Genomic DNA, 17,462 nt, shown 5'->3' with positions numbered 1-17,462 from the left:
TAAGCCGATGCTGATAAAAGGCCTATTATCCGGCATGCTGGCCGCCGCGCATCGTTAAAAATCACAATACATTCAAATATTATTGATAATTTATTCTAAAATTTCCTCACGCTGCGCCATTGCCTTCAGGCTTGCCAGGCTCCCGCCTGCTTCTGCAGCAAGTCGTCCATGAAAATCAGCAAGGGATCGGCATCGCGCCGCGGATGCCAGACGTGCTCGACGGCAATGGCCAAATTCCCCTCCTCCAAGCTTCTCCAACGCAGCCCGTCATCGCCTCTGCGCAGCAAGCGCGCGAGCAATTCCGGCAACACCGCCACCGCCGGCAGCCGCGCCAGCAGCAGCGGGATGGCCAGCAAACTGGCCGTGGAGGCGATCACCCGCCGCTCCCGCCCATGCGCGCGCAGGTAATCGTCCACCATGCTGTCTTCGCTGCCGACATAAGAGGTATAGAGATGCGGCGGTTCGGCCAGGCGCTGCGCATCCAGCCGCGCGGGCAGGTTCAGCCGCTCAGCATGGTGGACGCAGACAAAACGGCTGCGGAACAGCAGGCGCCGGCTCAGTCGGGCCGGCAACTGCGGAAAATGGCCAACCGCGCCGTCTATGCGCCGCTCGTCCAGGGCCGCCGGCACCTCGGACGCCGGCATGGCCAACACCTCCAAGCGCAAGCGCGGCGCCTGCGCTTGCAAAGCCTCGATCAAACCCGGCAGCAAGGCCGCCTCCAATATATCGGGCATGGCCAGCCGGTAAACGCCTTCCAGTTGCGAGGGATCGAAGGCGCTCGGCGCGAGCAGGGTTTGCGCCTGCGCCAGCCAGGCCTCCAGCCGCGGCAGCAGGGCTTCGGCATACGGCGTCAGCGCCATGCGCCGGCCATCGCGGCACAGCAACGGATCGCCGCACTGCTCGCGCAGACGCTTCAAGATATGGCTGACCGCCGGCTGTCCCAGGCAGAGCCGCTCGGCGCTTTGGCTGACGCTGCGCGTGCTGAGCAAGGCATGCAGCGCCGCCAGGCTGTTCAGATCGAGCCGGCGCAGCCGCAAAGCATCAATATCATTCACAGTAATACATCCAATGAAAACAATCGATTTTATTAAATCTTAAGCGTTTTCTACACTGCCGGCATCCCCCACTCCCGGAAGCGCCGCCATGCCCACCGAGTCCCCTTACGACGGCCGCGCCCGCCTGTTGGCGATCGCGCTGATCGCCTGGCTGGAATTCCTGCAAAACGGTCTGCTCAATTTCGCCTCCTCCCAGGTGATGGGCGGCATCGGCGCCGGGCCGGAGGAATTCAGCCTGGCCGCGATGGCCTATGCCCTGTTCGCCATACTGGCCTTGTTCAACCACCAGTGGTGCGTGGAGCGCTTCGGCTCGCGCCGCCACTTGCAGGCCTCGCTGCTCCTGTTCGGCCTGGGCGCGCTGATCGCCGGCGGCGCCGGCTCGCACCATGCCTTCATCATCGGCCGCGCCGTGCAGGGCTTGGGCGGCGCCGCTTTCTTCACGGCGGCGCGCCTGGAAGTGGCTCAGCTGCCGCCGGACAAGCGCGGCCTGGGCCTGGTGGCCTTCGGCCAGGCCTTGCTGCTGGGCAGCGCGCTGGGACCGCTGCTGGGCGGCTGGCTGCTGCAAGCCTATGGCTGGCGCGCTTTGTGCTGGGGCATGCTGCCCTTCCTGCCGCCTGCATGGTGGGCCGCCGGCCGTTTGCCGCTGCGTCCGCCCGCGCCCAGGCCGGCGCATTACCCCAGCGCGGCCTTCGTCTTGCTTTTAGCCACGGCCTTCTTGCTGCAATGGCTGATCCAGCAAACGCCTTACCAATTATTTGCGCATCAAGCCTGGCTGCTGGCCGCGGCCGCCGCCGCGCTGGCCTGCTATTTCGCCTTCCTCGCGCAACACCGCCGCCACGCCTCCGACCGCCGCCGCTGGCGCCTGCTGCGCCGGCCCGGCTATCGCATGGGGCTGCTGGGCTACAGTTGCTGCTACCTGCTGGTTTCGGCCAATAGTTATATTTTGCCGACGCTGGCGGTGCAGGCCTTGGGCTTCGACCTGCCCACCAGCGGCCTCCTGCTATCGGTCAGCTTCCTGGCCGGCATGCTGTTCGCGCTGGGCTACGCCAAGCTGCTGCTGCGGGGAATGGCCCCGACGCTGCGGCAGACCTTGCTGGCCAGTTGCGTCCTGCTGACGGCCTACGGCTGGCTGATGAGCGGCGTCAACGGCGAGGCCACGCTAGGGCGCCTCGCCGCCATCCTGCTGCTGAACGGCGGCTTCATGTCGCTTTTCATCATGGCGGTGGCGCAAGGCACCTTCCGCGCCATCGCGCCGGCGGCGTTTGGCCGCGCCTATCAAACCAAGAACATCGTGCGCCAGGTGTCGATCTCGGCCGGCGTCGCCCTGGCCGGGGTCTTCATGCAAGCGCGCAATGCGCTGCATTACAACCGTTTGGCCGAGCGTTTCTCATGGGATGCGCAACAATTCCAAGACGCTTTGCGTCTTCTGCGAGAACAATTGCCGCATTTGAGCGATAATCAGCGGCTTGGAGTGCTGGCTGGCGAGCTGGCCCGGCAGACCGCGCTAATGTCCTGTCTGGACTTTTTCCGTCTGGAAATGTGGATCGCGCTGGTTCTGGCCGGCTGTCTCATCGCCCTGCGCGCATCGGATTGAATGCGCGCGCCAGCCCTGCCCGTACCATGTTTCATCAGGAAGAAATCGTCATGCGCAAGAGCGGCACGCAATCGGACACTTTCAACAAGATCGTCGAGGCCAGCCTGCACCTGTTCAACCAGGAGGGCGAGCGGGTCATCACCACCAACCACATCGCGGCGCGGATGAACATCAGCACCGGCAAGCTCTACTACCACTTCCGCAACAAGGAAGAGATCATCGTCGAGCTGTACCAGCGCTACGTCAAAGGCATGGCGGAGCAGCTGTCCGCCGCGCTGAATCACAGCAACTCCATCGAGGCCATGATCATGGCCATGGAAAAAACGCTGCGCCACGTCTGGAGCTTCCGCTTCCTGCCCAAGAGCCTGCCCAGCCTGTTCTGCGTCAACCCGGAGCTGGAAGAGGAACACCAGGCGTTGTCGCGCGGCCAGCTCAACAGCAAGCTGGGCCAGCTGTTCTCCCGCCTGCGCGAACAAGGCATGATCCAGGTGGACGACCAGCAGCTGCCGCATCTGGTGCAGCACTTCCAGATGGTGCAGACCGGCTGGGTCAACACCATCAAGCAGAACGCCAACGCGGCGGAGCTGGAAAAACTGATCCAGTCCGGCTGCCGCAGCCTGATGTTCCTGCTGGCGCCCTACGTCAGCCCGCGCTTCCAGCTGCCGTTCGAACGCGCCTGCGCGCGTTTCGCCTGACACGGCCTGTTTTCCGCCGTTCAAATAAAAACACCCCGCGATCGCTCGCGGGGTGTTTTCGTCTAGACCGGGGATCCGGACTTAGATCATGCCCTTGCTCTTCAGCAGTTCGAACATGGTCTTGCCGATTTCGGCCGGGCTGCGGGTGTAGGCGATGCCGGCCTTCTCGAAGGCCTTGAATTTCTCTTCCGCCGTGCCCTTGCCGCCGGAGATGATGGCGCCGGCGTGGCCCATGCGCTTGCCCTTCGGCGCGGTGACGCCGGCGATGTAGCCGACTACCGGCTTGGTCACGTAGGACTTGGCGAACTCGGCCGCTTCTTCCTCGGCGGAACCGCCGATTTCGCCGATCATCACGATGGCGTCGGTGTCCGGATCATCCTGGAACAGCTTCAGGGCGTCGATGTGGCTGGTGCCCGGGATCGGGTCACCGCCGATGCCGATGCAGGTGGACTGGCCCAGGCCCAGCGCGGTGGTTTGCGCCACGGCTTCATAGGTCAGGGTGCCGGAACGGGACACGATGCCGATGCGGCCCGGGTTGTGGATGTGCCACGGCATGATGCCGATCTTGCACTCGCCCGGGGTGATGATGCCGGGGCAGTTCGGGCCGATCAGGCGGATGCCGGCTTCGTCCACGGCCTTCTTCACGTACAGCATGTCCAGTGTCGGCACGCCTTCGGTGATGCAGACGATCAGCTTCACGCCGCTGTCGATGGCTTCCAGGATGGAATCCTTGGCGAAGGCTGCGGGCACGTAGATCACCGAGGCGTCGGCCTGGGTTTGACGCACGGCGTCCTTCATGGTGTTGAACACCGGCAGGCCCAGGTGCTCGGAACCGCCCTTGCCCGGAGTCACGCCGCCTACGACCTTGGTGCCCACCTTCAGCGCCTGTTCGGCGTGGAAGGTGCCGTTCTTGCCGGTGAAGCCTTGCACCAGCACTTTGGTGTCTTTGTTTACCAATACGCTCATTTTGTATTCCTCAGCTCAGTGCGGGTCTCAGGCCACGGCCTTGACGGCGGCGACGATCTTCTCGGCAGCGTCGTTCAGACCCTGGGCGGAAGTCAGTTTCAGGCCGGATTCGTCCAGGATCTTGGCGCCCAGCTCGGCGTTGTTGCCTTCCAGACGAACCACGACCGGCACGGTCACGTTCACTTCCTTCACGGCGGCGATGATGGCTTCGGCGATCATGTCGCAGCGGACGATGCCGCCGAAGATGTTGATCAGCACGCCTTGCACCGAGGTGTCGGCCAGGATCAGCTTGAACGCTTCGATCACGCGTTCCTTGGTGGCGCCGCCGCCCACGTCCAGGAAGTTGGCCGGTTGGCCGCCCTTCAGCTTGATGATGTCCATGGTGGCCATCGCCAGGCCGGCGCCGTTCACCATGCAGCCGATATTGCCTTCCAGGGCCACGTAGTTCAGGTCGAACTCGGAAGCCTTCACTTCGCGCTCGTTCTCCTGGCTCTTGTCGCGCTGGGCCAGCAGTTCCGGGTGGCGGTACAGGGCGTTGGAATCCAGGTTGATCTTGCCGTCCACGCAGGCCAGTTCGCCGTTTTCGCGCAGCGCCAGCGGGTTCACTTCGAACAGGGCGAAGTCGTTCTCGACGAAGGCCTTATAGGAGCCCAGCATCAGCTTGCTGAACGCGGCGATCTGCGCGCCGGACAGGCCCAGCGCGAAAGCGGCGTCGCGCGCCTGGAACGGCTGCATGCCGACCAGCGGGTCCACTTCGATCTTGATGATCTTTTCCGGGGTCTCTTCGGCCACCTTCTCGATTTCCACGCCGCCTTCGGTGGAAACCATGAACACGACGCGCTGGCTGCCGCGGTCCACCACGGCGCCCAGGTACAGTTCGCGCTGCACCGGGTACATGTCTTCGCACACCAGGACGCTGTTCACCGGTTGGCCGGCGGCGTCGGTCTGGTAGGTCACCAGGTTGGTGCCGATCAGGGTCTTGGCGACTTCGGCGGCTTCTTCGCGGCTTTTCACCACTTTCACGCCACCGGCCTTGCCGCGGCCGCCGGCGTGCACCTGGGCCTTGACGACGGCGAATTTGCCGCCCAGCTTGTCGTAAGCGGCAGCCGCTTCTTCCGGCGACGTGGCCAGAATGCCTTGTTGCACCGGCAGGCCGTAACGGCTCAGCAGCTCTTTCGCTTGGTATTCATGCAGGTTCATCTATGGTTTCCTTTCGGGGAAATGATGGCGGGCATGCGCCTCTGCCTCTATTCCTTGATCGCTTGCCAAACCTTGTTGGCGCGGACCGCTCCAGCCCCCCGGCTGGAAAAGCGGTCCGTTACCGGTCGGGTCGTGCGCATTGTACACGACCCATGTTCACTCAACCGTGCAACGCGCGCTTGTCGGCGGCGAGGGCGGCTTCGTGGATCACTTCCGACAGCGACGGGTGGGCGTGGATGATGCGCGCCAGGTCTTCGCTGGCGGCCTTGAACTCCATGCTTACCACGCCTTCGCTGACCAGCTCGGACACCATCGGGCCGATCATGTGCAGGCCCAGGATGCGGTCGGTCTTGGCGTCCGCCAGGATCTTGACCATGCCCTGCGCCTGGCCCAGGCCCAGCGCGCGGCCGTTGGCGCCGAAGCCCGACGTGCCCTTCTTGTACTCGACGCCTTCGGCCTTCAGCTGCTCTTCGGTCTTGCCGACCCAGGCGATTTCCGGCGAGGTGTAGATCACCCACGGAATCACGCCGAAATCCACGTGCGGCTTCTGGCCGGCGATGCGTTCGGCCACGGCCACGCCTTCTTCCGACGCCTTGTGCGCCAGCATCGGGCCGCGCACCACGTCGCCGATCGCCCACACATTGGGCAGATTGGTGCGGCAGTGGTCGTCCACGGCGACAAAGCCGCGCTCGTCCAGGGCCAGGCCCACCACATCGGCGCCCAGGCCCTGGGTATTCGGCACGCGGCCGATGGAGACGATCAGCTTGTCGAACTCGGCCTTCACCGCTTCGCCGTTCAATTCGTAGTTGACGGCGACGCTCTTCTTGCCGGCCTTCACTTCGCCGATCTTCACGCCCAGCTTGATGTCCAGGCCGGTGTCCTTGGTCAGCGTCTTGAACGCTTCCTTGGCGATCTGCTGGTCGGCGGCGGCCAGGAAGGTCGGCGCGGCTTCCAGGATGGTCACTTCCGCGCCCAGGCGCTTCCACACCGAACCCATTTCCAGGCCGATCACGCCGGCGCCGATCACGCCCAGGCGCTTAGGCACGGCGGTCAGCGCCAGCGCGCCTTCGTTGTCCAGCACCAGTTGGTTGTCGGTAGCCAGGCCCGGCAGCGCGCGCGGGCTGGAGCCGGTGGCCACGATCACGTGGCCGGCTTCCAGGGTGTCCACCACCGCGCCGTTGTCGGTGACTTCGATCACCCACTTGTCGCCCTGGCGGCCCTTGAAGGCGGCCAGGCCGTGGATGTTGGCGACCTTGTTCTTCTTGAACAGGAAGCCGATGCCGGCGGCGTTCTTGTTGATGATGTCGGTCTTGCGGGCCAGCATCTGGCCCACGTCCATCTTGGCGCCCGAAACGGTGATGCCGTGCTTGGCGTAGTCATGCTGAACGGCGTGGAAGTTTTCCGACGACTGCAGCAGGGCCTTGGACGGAATGCAGCCCACGTTCAGGCAGGTGCCGCCCAGGGAAGGCTTGCCTTCCGGGTTTTTGAACGCGTCCACGCAAGCCGCGCTGAAGCCCAGCTGGGCCGCGCGGATGGCTGCGACGTAGCCGCCGGGGCCGCCGCCTATCACTACCACATCAAACTGTTGGCTCATGGTTTTCCCTTGGGGTCAGGCCTTGCCGACTTTGAACAGCAAGGCCCCGAAAGCGATCATGAACAGCGCGATGATGATCTTGCCGAACAAGCTGTAACGGTCTTCGCGTATTCCCTGCTGGCGTTTCTTCCAGGTGAGGAAAAGCAATGCCACGCCGGCCAAAACCGAGGCGATGGCGTAAACCCAATCCGGCAAATTCATGTGCGCTCCGTTCATGCAGATTCAGACAGGCCGGCTTGCGCCGGCCTGGGGCTTCATTACAGGTCGAGCAGCAGGCGAGCCGGATCTTCGATGGCGTCCTTGATCGCCACCAGGCTCAGCACCGCTTCGCGACCGTCGATGATGCGGTGGTCGTAGGACTGGGCAAGATACATCATCGGACGCACCACCACTTGACCGTTCTCAACCACGGCGCGCTCCTTGGTGGCGTGCATGCCCAGGATCGCGGATTGCGGCGGGTTGATGATGGGGGTGGACATCATGGAGCCGAAGGTGCCGCCATTGGAGATGGTGTAAGTGCCGCCGGTCAGTTCTTCCACGGTCAGCTTGCCTTCCTGGGCGCGCTTGCCGAAGTCGGCGATCTGCTTCTCGATCTCGGCCAGGGACAGTTGGTCCGCGTTGCGGATCACCGGCACCACCAGGCCGCGCGGGCTGCCCACGGCCACGCCGATGTCGAAGTAGCCGTGATAGATGATGTCGTTGCCGTCCACGGAGGCGTTGACGATGGGGTATTTCTTCAGCGCGGCGACCACGGCCTTGACGAAGAAGCCCATGAAGCCCAGCTTGATGCCATGCTCTTTCTCGAACTTGTCCTTGTACTTGGCGCGCAGGTCCATCACCGGCTTCATATTGATTTCATTGAAGGTGGTGAGGATGGCGTTGGTCTGCTGGCTCATCACCAGACGCTCGGCCACGCGCTGGCGCAGGCGGGACATCGGCACGCGCTGTTCCGGACGGCCGGACAGCATGCCGGCCACATTGATGGCGGCCGGGGTGGAGGCCAGGGCGACGCCGGCGTTGGCGGCCGGCGCGATCACCGGGCCGGCTTGCGACGGCGCGGCCGGCTTGGCGGCGGCTTGCACGTCTTCCTTCAACACGCGGCCGTCGCGGCCGGAACCGGCCACCTTGGACAGGTCCACGCCGGTTTCGGCGGCCAGCTTGGCGGCGGACGGCATGGCGGCGGCGGACGGAGCGGCCTGAACCGGAGCGGCGGCGGGCGCCGGGGCGGCTGCGGCGGCCGGAGCGGCGTCGCCTGCCTTGGCGGCGGTGTCGATCTTGGCGATCAGCTGGCCGGAGGTCACGGTGGCGCCGTCCTGCTGCACGATCTCAACCAGCACGCCGGCTTGCGGCGCCGGCAGTTCCAGCACCACCTTGTCGGTTTCCAGGTCGATCAGGTTCTCGTCGCGCTTGACGAACTCGCCAACCTTCTTGTGCCAGCTCATCAGCGTGGCTTCGGATACGGACTCGGGCAGTTGCGGGACTTGGACTTCAATCAGCATGTTCTTCTCCATGGCGGGGCGGCCGCGATGCCGCCCCTGTTCTCTCGTTGGCTCAGCGGGAAACCGTCATCGCTTCTTCGACGAAGGCCTTCAGTTGGGCGACGTGCTTGCTCATATAGCCGACGGCCGGCGAAGCGGACGACGGACGGCCGGCGAAGGACAGCTGCTGCTTGGACGACAGCAGGCCTTCCAGACGATGGCGGATCTGGTACCAGGCGCCCTGGTTGCGCGGTTCTTCCTGCACCCACATCACCTCCTTGGCCTGCGGGAAGCGCGCCAGCTCGGCGGCCACCTGCTCGGTCGGGAACGGATACAGCTGCTCGATGCGCACGATGGCGATGTCGTCCTCCAGGCCGCGTTCCTTGCGGCCGGCGGCGAGGTCGTAATACACCTGACCGGCGCACAGCACCACGCGCTTGACCTTCTTGCCATCCTTGACCACGGCATCGCCGATCACCGGTCGGAAGCTGCCATTGGTCAGGTCCGCGATCGGGCTCATGGAGTCCTTGAAGCGCAGCAGGCGCTTGGACAGGAAGATCACCAGCGGCTTGCGGTACGGACGCAGCACTTGGCGGCGCAGCAGGTGGAACATCTGGCCGGCTTCGGACGGCATCACCACCTGCATATTGTGCTCGGCGCACAGTTGCAGCCAGCGCTCCAGGCGGGCGGAGGAGTGCTCCGGACCCTGGCCGTCGTAGCCGTGCGGCAGGATGGTGGTCAGACCGCACAGGCGGCCCCACTTGGTTTCGCCGGAGGAAATGAACTGGTCGATGGCCACCTGGGCGCCGTTGGCGAAGTCGCCGAACTGGGCTTCCCAGATCACCAGCTGGTCCGGAGCGGAGCAGGCGTAGCCGTATTCATAGGCCAGCACCGCTTCTTCGTTCAGGATGGAGTCGATCACCAGGAAGTCGGCCTGGTTGTCGGACATATTGCGCAGCGGCACATAGGTGCCCTGGTCCCAGCGCTCGCGGTTCTGATCGTGCAGCACGGCGTGGCGGTGGCTGAAGGTGCCGCGGCCGGAGTCTTCGCCGGAGATGCGCACGCCGAAGCCGTTGGTCACCAGCGAGGCGTAGGCCAGCGTCTCGGCCATGCCCCAGTCCACGTTCTGCTCGCCGGCGGCCATCGCCTTGCGCGCGGCCAATACCTTTTGCACGGTCGGGTGCAGCTTGAAGCCTTCCGGCAGCGTGGTGAACTTCTCGGTCAGGCGCTGGATGTCGGCCTGCGGCATCGAGGTGTCGGTGGGGTGCGCCCAGTGGGTGCCCAGATATTGGCTGAAGTCCAGCGCGTGTTCGCGCTTGTAGTTGGACAGCGTGGTCTGCTCCACGTGTTCGCCCTTGTCCAGCGCGTCGCGGTAGGCCTGGATCAGCGCGTCGGCTTCCTCTGCCTTCAGCACGCCTTCCTGCACCAGACGCTCGGCGTACATGGCGCGCACGCCTTGGTGCTTGGCGATCTTCTTGTACATCATCGGCTGGGTCAGGAACGGGTCGTCGCCCTCGTTGTGGCCCAGTTTGCGGTAGCACACCAGGTCGATCACCACGTCCTTCTTGAAGGTCATGCGGTAATCCAGCGCGGCCTGCATCACGTAGCACACGGCTTCCGGATCATCGCCGTTCACGTGCAGGATGGGCGCCTCGATCATCTTGGCCACGTCGGTGCAATACATCGTGGAGCGGATGTCGCGCGTGTCCGAGGTGGTGAAGCCCACCTGGTTGTTGATGACGATGTGGATGGTGCCGCCGGTGCCGTAGCCGCGGGTCTGCGACAGGTTGAAGGTGCCCTGGTTGACGCCCAGGCCGCCGAAGGCCGAGTCGCCGTGGATCAGCACCGGCACCGCGGTCTTGCGTTCCGCGTCCTTGCGGCGCTCCTGGCGCGCTCGCACCGAGCCTTCCACCACCGGGTTGACGATTTCCAGGTGGGACGGGTTGAATGCCAGCGACACGTGCATCGGGCCGTTGGCGGTCGGGATGTCGGACGAGAAGCCCATGTGGTACTTCACGTCGCCGGAGGCCATCTGCTGGGCGGCCTTGCCTTCGAATTCGGCGAACAGGTCGCGCGGCTGCTTGCCCAGGGTGTTGACCAGCACGTTCAGGCGGCCGCGGTGGGCCATGCCGATGATCAGCTCCTGCACGCCTTGCTCGGTGGCGTTCTGGATCAGGTGGTCCAGCGCCGCGATGGCGGATTCGCCGCCTTCCAGCGAGAAGCGCTTCTGGCCCACGTACTTGGTGTGCAGATAGCGTTCCAGCGTCTCGGCCGCGGTGATCTGCTTGAGGATGCGCTTTTTCTTGTCGGCATCGTAGCGCGGGGTGGACAGGTCGCCCTCGAAGCGCTGCTGCACCCAGTGCTTCTCATCGGACTGGGTGATGTGCATGTACTCCACGCCGATATTGCCGCAGTAGGTCTGCTTCAGGCGGGACAGGATGTCGGACAGCGGCAGCTTCTGCGGGCCCACCAGGGAGCCGACATTGAACTGCACGGCCATGTCGGCGTCGGTCAGGCTGTGGGTGGCCGGGTCCAGCTCGCGCACGATCTCCTGGTCCATGCGCTTCAGCGGGTCCAGATTGGCCTGGCGCGCGCCCAGCACGCGGTAGGCGGAGATCAGCTTCAGCACGCCCACCTGCTTTTGCATCGCCCCCCAGTCGGTGGCGGCGGCGCCGCGCTGGCCGATCACCGGCTTCTTAGCCAGCTGGATGAACGATTCCTGGATGGGCTGGTGCGGCACGTCGCGCTCAGCGGCGCCCGGAGACTGGGCCAGCTTGTCGAAATAGTCGCGCCACTCCTGCGGCACGGCGTTGGCGTCAGCGAGGTACTGTTCGTACAGCTCCTCGATGAACGGGGCATTCCCGCCGAACAGGTAGGAATGGCTGTACATGGATTGCATCATGGTCGGGCTACCCTTTGTCTTGGACGTTGCAGCAATATTTCAAAGCACTGTGGCAAGGCGGCCTTGCCGCAGCGCTCTGAAAAAGGGTTGGCCGGAGCCCCCGCTCCAACCAACCCCGATTCAGTCAAATCAGCGCTTGGCGGTTTCCACAAAGTCGCGTCGCGGCGCGCCGGTGTACAGCTGGCGCGGACGGCCGATCTTCATGCCCGGATCGCCGATCATCTCGTTCCAGTGCGCGATCCAGCCCACGGTGCGGGCCAGCGCGAAGATCGGGGTGAACATGGAAACCGGGATGCCGATGGCGGACAGCACGATGCCGGAGTAGAAGTCCACGTTCGGGTACAGCTTGCGCTCGATGAAGTACGGATCGTTCAGGGCGATCTTTTCCAGTTCCATGGCCAGCTTGAACTTCGGATCGTTGTGCAGGCCCAGCTCGTTCAGCACTTCGTCGCAGGTGGTCTTCATGATGGCGGCGCGCGGGTCCATGTTCTTGTACACGCGGTGGCCGAAGCCCATCAGCTTGTAGCGCTTGTCCTTCACGCCCTGCATGAAGTCGGCCACGTTTTCCACGGCGCCGATTTCGTCCAGCATCTTCAGCACGGCTTCATTGGCGCCGCCGTGGGACGGGCCCCACAGGCAGGCGATGCCGGCCGCGATGCACGCGAACGGGTTGGCGCCGGAGGAGCCGGCCAGACGCACGGTGGAGGTGGAAGCGTTCTGCTCGTGGTCGGCGTGCAGGGTGAAGATGCGGTCCAGCGCGCGGGCCAGCACCGGGTTCACCTTGTACTCTTCGCACGGGGTGGAGAACATCATGTGCAGGAAGTTTTCCGCGTAGCTCAGGCCGTTCTTCGGATACGAGAACGGCAGGCCCTTGTTGTAGCGGTAGGCTTGGGCGGCGATGGTCGGCAGCTTGGCGATCAGGCGGTGGGCCGAGATGCGGCGGTGCTCCGGATTGGAGATGTCCAGCGAGTCATGGTAGAAGGCGGACAGCGCGCCCACCACGCCCACCATCACGGCCATCGGGTGCGCGTCGCGGCGGAAACCCTTGAACAGGCTCATCAGCTGGTCGTGCAGCATGTTGTGGCGCATGATGCCGCGGTCGAAATCCTTGCGCTGCTCTGCGGTCGGCAGTTCGCCGTTCAGCAGCAGGTAGCATACTTCCAGGTAGTCGCTCTTCTCGGCCAGTTGCTCGATCGGGTAGCCGCGGTAGTACAGCTGGCCCAGGTCGCCGTCGATGAAGGTGATGCCGGATTCGCAGCTGGCGGTGGCCAGGAAGCCCGGGTCGAAGGTGAACATGCCTGTCTTGCCGAAGGCGCGGATGTCCACGACATCGGGGCCCAGCGTGCCTTGCAGCACCGGCAGGTCCAGCGTTTCTTTACCCTCGTTGTAGCTGAGCGTGACTTTGCGATTAGTTTCCACAGCAATACTCCCAGTCATTTCGTTGTTGTAGTGTGGTGAGGGCCGTCACAGCGATCGCAGGATCGCGACGATGGCCATTTGTTCCGGATCATCGAGATCGGCCTTGCCGTTGACGATATCCAGGAAGTCGGTGTCGGGCAGATCGAGCAGGCTGCGGTAGGCGTCGATCTCGGCCGGGGACAGCCGCTCGAACGGGCCGGCGAAGAATTTCTCCAGCACCAGGTCCAGTTCGAGCAGGCCCCGCCGGGAACGCCAGCGGATCCGCTTCAGTTCGATGGGATCGTAACCCGTCATACCGCGCGCCGGACCATCAGGTCCTTGATCTTGCCGATGGCCTTGGTCGGGTTCAGACCCTTGGGGCAGACATCGACGCAGTTCATGATGGTGTGGCAGCGGAACAGGCGGTACGGGTCTTCCAGATTGTCCAGACGCTCGTTGGTGGCTTCGTCGCGGGTGTCCGCGATGAAGCGGTAGGCGGCCAGCAGGCCGGCCGGGCCGACGAACTTGTCCGGATTCCACCAGAAGGACGGGCAGGAAGTGGAGCAGCACGCGCACAGAATGCACTCGTACAGGCCGTCCAGCTCCTTGCGGTCTTCCGGCGACTGGCGGCGCTCGCGCTCCGGCGGCGGCGTGTCGTTGATCACGTACGGCTTGATCGAGTGGTACTGCTTGAAGAACTGCGCCATGTCCACGATCAGGTCGCGCACCACCGGCAGGCCCGGCAACGGACGCAGCTCGATCGGCTGCTTCAGGCCGCGGAAGTCGGTCAGGCAGGCCAGGCCGTTCTTGCCGTTGATGTTCATCGCGTCGGAGCCGCAGACGCCTTCGCGACAGGAGCGGCGGAAGGACAAGGTGTCGTCCTTGGTCTTCAGCTTGACCAGCGCGTCCAAGAGCTTGTGCTCGGTCGCATCCATGTCGATGCTGATGTCCTGCATGTACGGCTTGGCATCCTTGTCCGGGTCGTAGCGGTAGATGCGGAATTTGACGGTTTCGGTAGTCATCTCTGGTTCAACCCTTAGTAGGAGCGGGCCTTCAACTTGATCGTGTCCACGGTCAGCGGCTTCATGTTCACCGGCTTGTATTCCAGACGGTTGCCGTCGCGGAACCACAGGGTGTGCTTGAGCCAGTTGACGTCGTCGCGGCCGTTCGGGGTTTCCGGGGTGTCCGGCGCGTCGTCGCGCACGTGGGCGCCGCGGCTCTCGGTGCGGGCATTGGCGGAAACCATGGTGGCCTTGGCCACTTCGATCAGGTTCTCCAGCTCCAGCGCCTCGATGCGGGCGGTGTTGAACACCTTGGACTTGTCGCCGATTTCGGTCTTGGCGACCATCTTTTCCACTTCCAGAATCTTGTCCACGCCCTCGGCCAGCATGTCCTTGAAGCGGAACACGCCGCAGTGCGCCTGCATCACGCGCTGCATTTCGGCGCGCGCCTCATGCACCTGCACGCCGCCCGTCTGGTTGTCCAGGCGAGCGACGCGGGCGACGGAGCGCTCCACATCGGCCATGGCCAGTTCCGGCAGGTCTTCCGGCTGCTGCTTGATGAAGTCGATCATGGAGTTGGCCGAGCTTTTGCCAAAGACCAGCAGGTCCAGCAGCGAGTTGGTGCCCAGGCGGTTGGCGCCGTGCACCGACGCGCAGGCCACTTCGCCGGCGGCGTAGAAGCCGTGCACCGGCTGGCCCTGGATCACCACTTCGCCGTGGTAATTGGTGGGGATGCCGCCCATCTGGTAGTGGCAGGTCGGCACCACCGGAATCGGGGCCTTGATCGGGTCCACGCCGGCGAACTTGATGGAGATTTCGCGGATGCCCGGCAGCTTGGACATGATCACCTCGGGGTCGAGGTGGGTGATGTCCAGCAGCACGTGGTCCTTGTTCGGGCCGCAGCCGCGGCCTTCGTTGATCTCGGACACCATGGCGCGCGACACCACGTCGCGGGAAGCCAGGTCCTTGGCGTTCGGCGCGTAGCGCTCCATGAAGCGCTCGCCGGAGCTGTTGCGCAGAATGCCGCCTTCGCCGCGCACGCCTTCGGTGATCAGCACGCCCGCGCCGGCCACGCCGGTCGGGTGGAACTGCCAGAACTCCATGTCTTCCAGCGGGATGCCGGCGCGGGCGGCCATGCCCAGGCCGTCGCCGGTATTGATGAAGGCATTGGTGGACGAGGCGAAGATGCGGCCGGCGCCGCCGGTGGCGAACAGGGTAGCCTTGGCCTGGAACACCACGATTTCCGAGGTTTCCATTTCCATGGCCACCACGCCTTGCACGCGGCCTTCGGCGTCGCGGATCAGGTCCAGGGCCATCCATTCCACAAAGAAATGGGTGTTGGCGCGCACATTGCGCTGGTACAGCGCGTGCAGCATGGCGTGGCCGGTGCGGTCGGCGGCGGCGCAGGCGCGGCGAACCGGCTTGCCCTCGCCGAATTCCGACATATGGCCGCCGAACGGACGCTGGTAAATGGTGCCGTCCGGGTTGCGGTCGAACGGCATGCCGAAGTGTTCCAGCTCCACCACCACTTTCGGGGCTTCGCGGCACATGAATTCAATCGCGTCCTGGTCTCCCAGCCAGTCCGACCCCTTGACGGTGTCGTACATATGCCAGTGCCAGTTGTCCGGCTCGGAGTTGCCGAGCGAGGCGGACACGCCGCCCTGGGCGGCCACGGTGTGGGAACGGGTCGGGAACACCTTGGACAGCACGGCGGTCTTCAGACCGGCTTCCGACAATTGCAGCGCGGCGCGCATGCCGGCGCCGCCGGCGCCTACGACTACCGCATCAAAATGACGAATGGCTACGCCCATTACAGCCCCCAAACCACTTTAACGGAATAGATGAAACAGGAAACCAGCCAGACGATGGTGAACACGTGCAGCGTGAGGCGGATGCCCACCGGCTTCACGTAGTCCATCCACACGTCGCGGATGCCTACCCATACGTGCAGGAACAGCGCCAGCAGCGAAACCTGGGTGAACAACTGCACCCAGGTATGGCTGAACAGCTCTTTCCAGCTTTCATAACCGGACGGCAGCGACAACAGGAACAGCGCCATGGCCACGGTGTAGATCACCATGATCGCGGCGGTGACGCGCTGCATCACCCAATCGCGCAGGCCGTAGCCGGCGCCGACAACATTGCGGTTTACCATAGCGCGATGCCTCCCAGGACCAGAGTCAGCGTCAGGCTGACGGCCAACACGGTTTTCGCGGTGGCGCGGGCGGTCTCAAGCTCAAGGCCCTTGTGAACGTCAAGAAACAGGAAACGGATGCCGGCACAGAAGTGGTGCATGTATGCCCAGATCAGACCCAGCAGGACCAGTTTCATCAGCGGGTGGGAAACGACGGCGCGGTAGGTTTCAAACGACTCGGCGGAGCTGAGCGAACCATGCAGCAAATAGATCAACAGCGGGAGGGAAAAGAACAACGCCACACCACTGACCCGGTGCAGGATGGAGACGAAGCCCGGCACGGGCAGTCTGATCCTGGCCAAGTCCAGATGCTTCGGTCTTTGCTTCTGCATAAGGCTTTCCTTGGATGTTTTGTGACCAAGTGGTTTACAAGTCGGCGCGTCCACCTGGATGCGCCGCCGGGCAGACTCGAAACCTTATCCATGGTCCGATGTCCGCCCTTGCCTGGCATATTGCAAACAATCCGTATGCAATATGACCGGGGAATTCTAACAAATGTCAGCCTAGGACGCTGCCCGCATGCGGTTTAATCTGCGTCAAAGTCCTGGCCGCCTAGCCGTGCTTCACTGTATAGGCCAGCTGGTGCGTCAGGCAGTAACGCTGCCTCCACTCCAACGGCCGACCATCCATATCCGCTGACAAGCGCAGTAAACACAGCGCCGGCACATCGGCCACCATGCCGGTCACGCCCAGCAGGCTCGCCTCCTCGCGCGGCAGCATTTCCGCGCGAAACTGCTCGCTCACCACTTGCAGGCGCACGCCGAAGCGTTGCTGCAGCGTGCCGTACAAGCCGGCAGAACCGCGCAGCCAGCGCGCGTCCATGCCATCAAACGCCTCCGCCGGCAGCAGCGCGTCGTCCAGCGCCACCGGCGCGCCGTGGCGGCGCCACAGCTGGCGAATCCTCAATAAAGGCGCCAGGCGGCGCAACTGCAAGGCTTCTGCAATGTCCTCGCTGGCATTGAACCGGGACAGCCCCAGGAACTCCCGCGCCAGCTCGTCCGGCTGCTCCATGAACAGGCCCGGCGTCAGCAGCCTGGCCTCGCCCCAATCGCCCGGCGCGGCGGCCACATACGTGCCTCGCCCCTGCTGCCGGTACAACAGCCCGGCCTCCACCAGTTCAGACAAGGCTTTGCGCACCGTGCCTTGGCTGGCACCCAGCTCGTCGGCCAGCTCCCATTCGCTGGGCAGCGCGTCATGCGCCTGCCACTCGCCGCCGGCTATGCGCTGCATCAGCAACTGCCTCACCTGGACGTAGAGCGGCTGTCTTTTCAAGGTGCCGACTGTCATGGTTCGTGTTTTAACACCAAACAAATCAAGCGTAAAGATAAGTCTTATATAAGACATAAGAATCAAACGCCGGTTTACAAACAATCCATTGACCCAAT

At 64.0% G+C, this 17,462-nt stretch carries 16 protein-coding genes; 2 read left to right on the top strand and 14 right to left on the bottom strand.

Translation table 11 applies throughout. The features are described 5' to 3' along the window. Nucleotides 1-125: 125 nt before the first annotated feature. On the bottom strand, nt 126-1,055 hold the full coding sequence (locus tag FYK34_RS01025; RefSeq protein WP_149294653.1) for a LysR family transcriptional regulator: 930 nt from the start codon (nt 1,053-1,055) through the stop codon (nt 126-128). 88 nt (nt 1,056-1,143) lie between these two features. Between FYK34_RS01025 and FYK34_RS01020 the strand changes: the two genes are divergently transcribed. Continuing rightward, nucleotides 1,144-2,649, top strand: coding sequence for an MFS transporter (locus tag FYK34_RS01020; RefSeq protein ID WP_149294652.1), 1,506 nt, complete (start codon nt 1,144-1,146; stop codon nt 2,647-2,649). A gap of 50 nt (nt 2,650-2,699) precedes the next feature. Further along, complete coding sequence (locus FYK34_RS01015) at nt 2,700-3,344, top strand: TetR/AcrR family transcriptional regulator (RefSeq protein ID WP_168209612.1); 645 nt, start codon at nt 2,700-2,702, stop codon at nt 3,342-3,344. An 81-nt stretch (nt 3,345-3,425) separates the two neighbouring features. On the opposite strand, the gene sucD is transcribed toward FYK34_RS01015, so the two are convergent. The 13 genes from sucD to FYK34_RS00950 form a co-directional block, all read right to left on the bottom strand. Further along, nucleotides 3,426-4,310, bottom strand: a complete 885-nt coding sequence (sucD, locus tag FYK34_RS01010) for a succinate--CoA ligase subunit alpha (RefSeq protein ID WP_043592732.1) — start codon at nt 4,308-4,310, stop codon at nt 3,426-3,428. Between the two features lie 27 nt (nt 4,311-4,337). Then, nucleotides 4,338-5,510, bottom strand: coding sequence for an ADP-forming succinate--CoA ligase subunit beta (gene sucC, locus FYK34_RS01005; protein WP_149294650.1), 1,173 nt, complete (start codon nt 5,508-5,510; stop codon nt 4,338-4,340). Between the two features lie 160 nt (nt 5,511-5,670). Further along, a complete protein-coding gene (gene lpdA / locus FYK34_RS01000; RefSeq protein ID WP_149294649.1) occupies nt 5,671-7,104 on the bottom strand; it encodes a dihydrolipoyl dehydrogenase in 1,434 nt (477 codons plus the stop codon). Nucleotides 7,105-7,119: 15 nt separating this feature from the next. Continuing rightward, entirely contained in the window at nt 7,120-7,305 is a 186-nt protein-coding gene (locus FYK34_RS00995) for a hypothetical protein (protein ID WP_103901871.1), read from the bottom strand. Nucleotides 7,306-7,361: 56 nt separating this feature from the next. Then, complete coding sequence (odhB, locus tag FYK34_RS00990) at nt 7,362-8,603, bottom strand: 2-oxoglutarate dehydrogenase complex dihydrolipoyllysine-residue succinyltransferase (RefSeq protein WP_149294648.1); 1,242 nt, start codon at nt 8,601-8,603, stop codon at nt 7,362-7,364. A gap of 52 nt (nt 8,604-8,655) precedes the next feature. Then, complete coding sequence (locus tag FYK34_RS00985) at nt 8,656-11,484, bottom strand: 2-oxoglutarate dehydrogenase E1 component (RefSeq protein WP_149294647.1); 2,829 nt, start codon at nt 11,482-11,484, stop codon at nt 8,656-8,658. 129 nt (nt 11,485-11,613) lie between these two features. Continuing rightward, on the bottom strand, nt 11,614-12,921 hold the full coding sequence (gene gltA / locus FYK34_RS00980; protein ID WP_174774492.1) for a citrate synthase: 1,308 nt from the start codon (nt 12,919-12,921) through the stop codon (nt 11,614-11,616). 27 nt (nt 12,922-12,948) lie between these two features. Continuing rightward, entirely contained in the window at nt 12,949-13,197 is a 249-nt protein-coding gene (locus FYK34_RS00975) for an FAD assembly factor SdhE (RefSeq protein ID WP_149294645.1), read from the bottom strand. Continuing rightward, nucleotides 13,194-13,904: a succinate dehydrogenase iron-sulfur subunit gene (locus FYK34_RS00970; RefSeq protein WP_149294644.1), complete on the bottom strand. Its 711-nt coding sequence runs from the start codon at nt 13,902-13,904 to the stop codon at nt 13,194-13,196. Before FYK34_RS00970 ends, FYK34_RS00975 begins: the two co-directional genes overlap by 4 nt. 14 nt (nt 13,905-13,918) lie before the next feature. Next, the gene (sdhA, locus tag FYK34_RS00965) at nt 13,919-15,694 is read right to left on the bottom strand and encodes a succinate dehydrogenase flavoprotein subunit (RefSeq protein ID WP_149294643.1); all 1,776 of its coding nucleotides are present in this window, start codon (nt 15,692-15,694) and stop codon (nt 13,919-13,921) included. Beyond that, nucleotides 15,694-16,038, bottom strand: a complete 345-nt coding sequence (sdhD, locus tag FYK34_RS00960) for a succinate dehydrogenase, hydrophobic membrane anchor protein (protein ID WP_149294642.1) — start codon at nt 16,036-16,038, stop codon at nt 15,694-15,696. The genes sdhA and sdhD overlap by 1 nt, the downstream gene beginning before the upstream one ends. Beyond that, the gene (gene sdhC / locus FYK34_RS00955; RefSeq protein WP_149294641.1) at nt 16,032-16,409 is read right to left on the bottom strand and encodes a succinate dehydrogenase, cytochrome b556 subunit; all 378 of its coding nucleotides are present in this window, start codon (nt 16,407-16,409) and stop codon (nt 16,032-16,034) included. The genes sdhD and sdhC overlap by 7 nt, the downstream gene beginning before the upstream one ends. Before the next feature lie 220 nt (nt 16,410-16,629). Continuing rightward, on the bottom strand, nt 16,630-17,364 hold the full coding sequence (locus FYK34_RS00950; protein ID WP_149294640.1) for a GntR family transcriptional regulator: 735 nt from the start codon (nt 17,362-17,364) through the stop codon (nt 16,630-16,632). Nucleotides 17,365-17,462 lie beyond the last annotated feature (98 nt).

Origin of the sequence: Chromobacterium paludis (genome assembly GCF_008275125.1) — a bacterium.
Taxonomy (GTDB): Bacteria; Pseudomonadota; Gammaproteobacteria; order Burkholderiales; family Chromobacteriaceae; genus Chromobacterium; species Chromobacterium paludis.
Note: the sequence above shows the minus strand (reverse complement) of the source record. Positions and strands in the feature narration are given on the sequence as shown.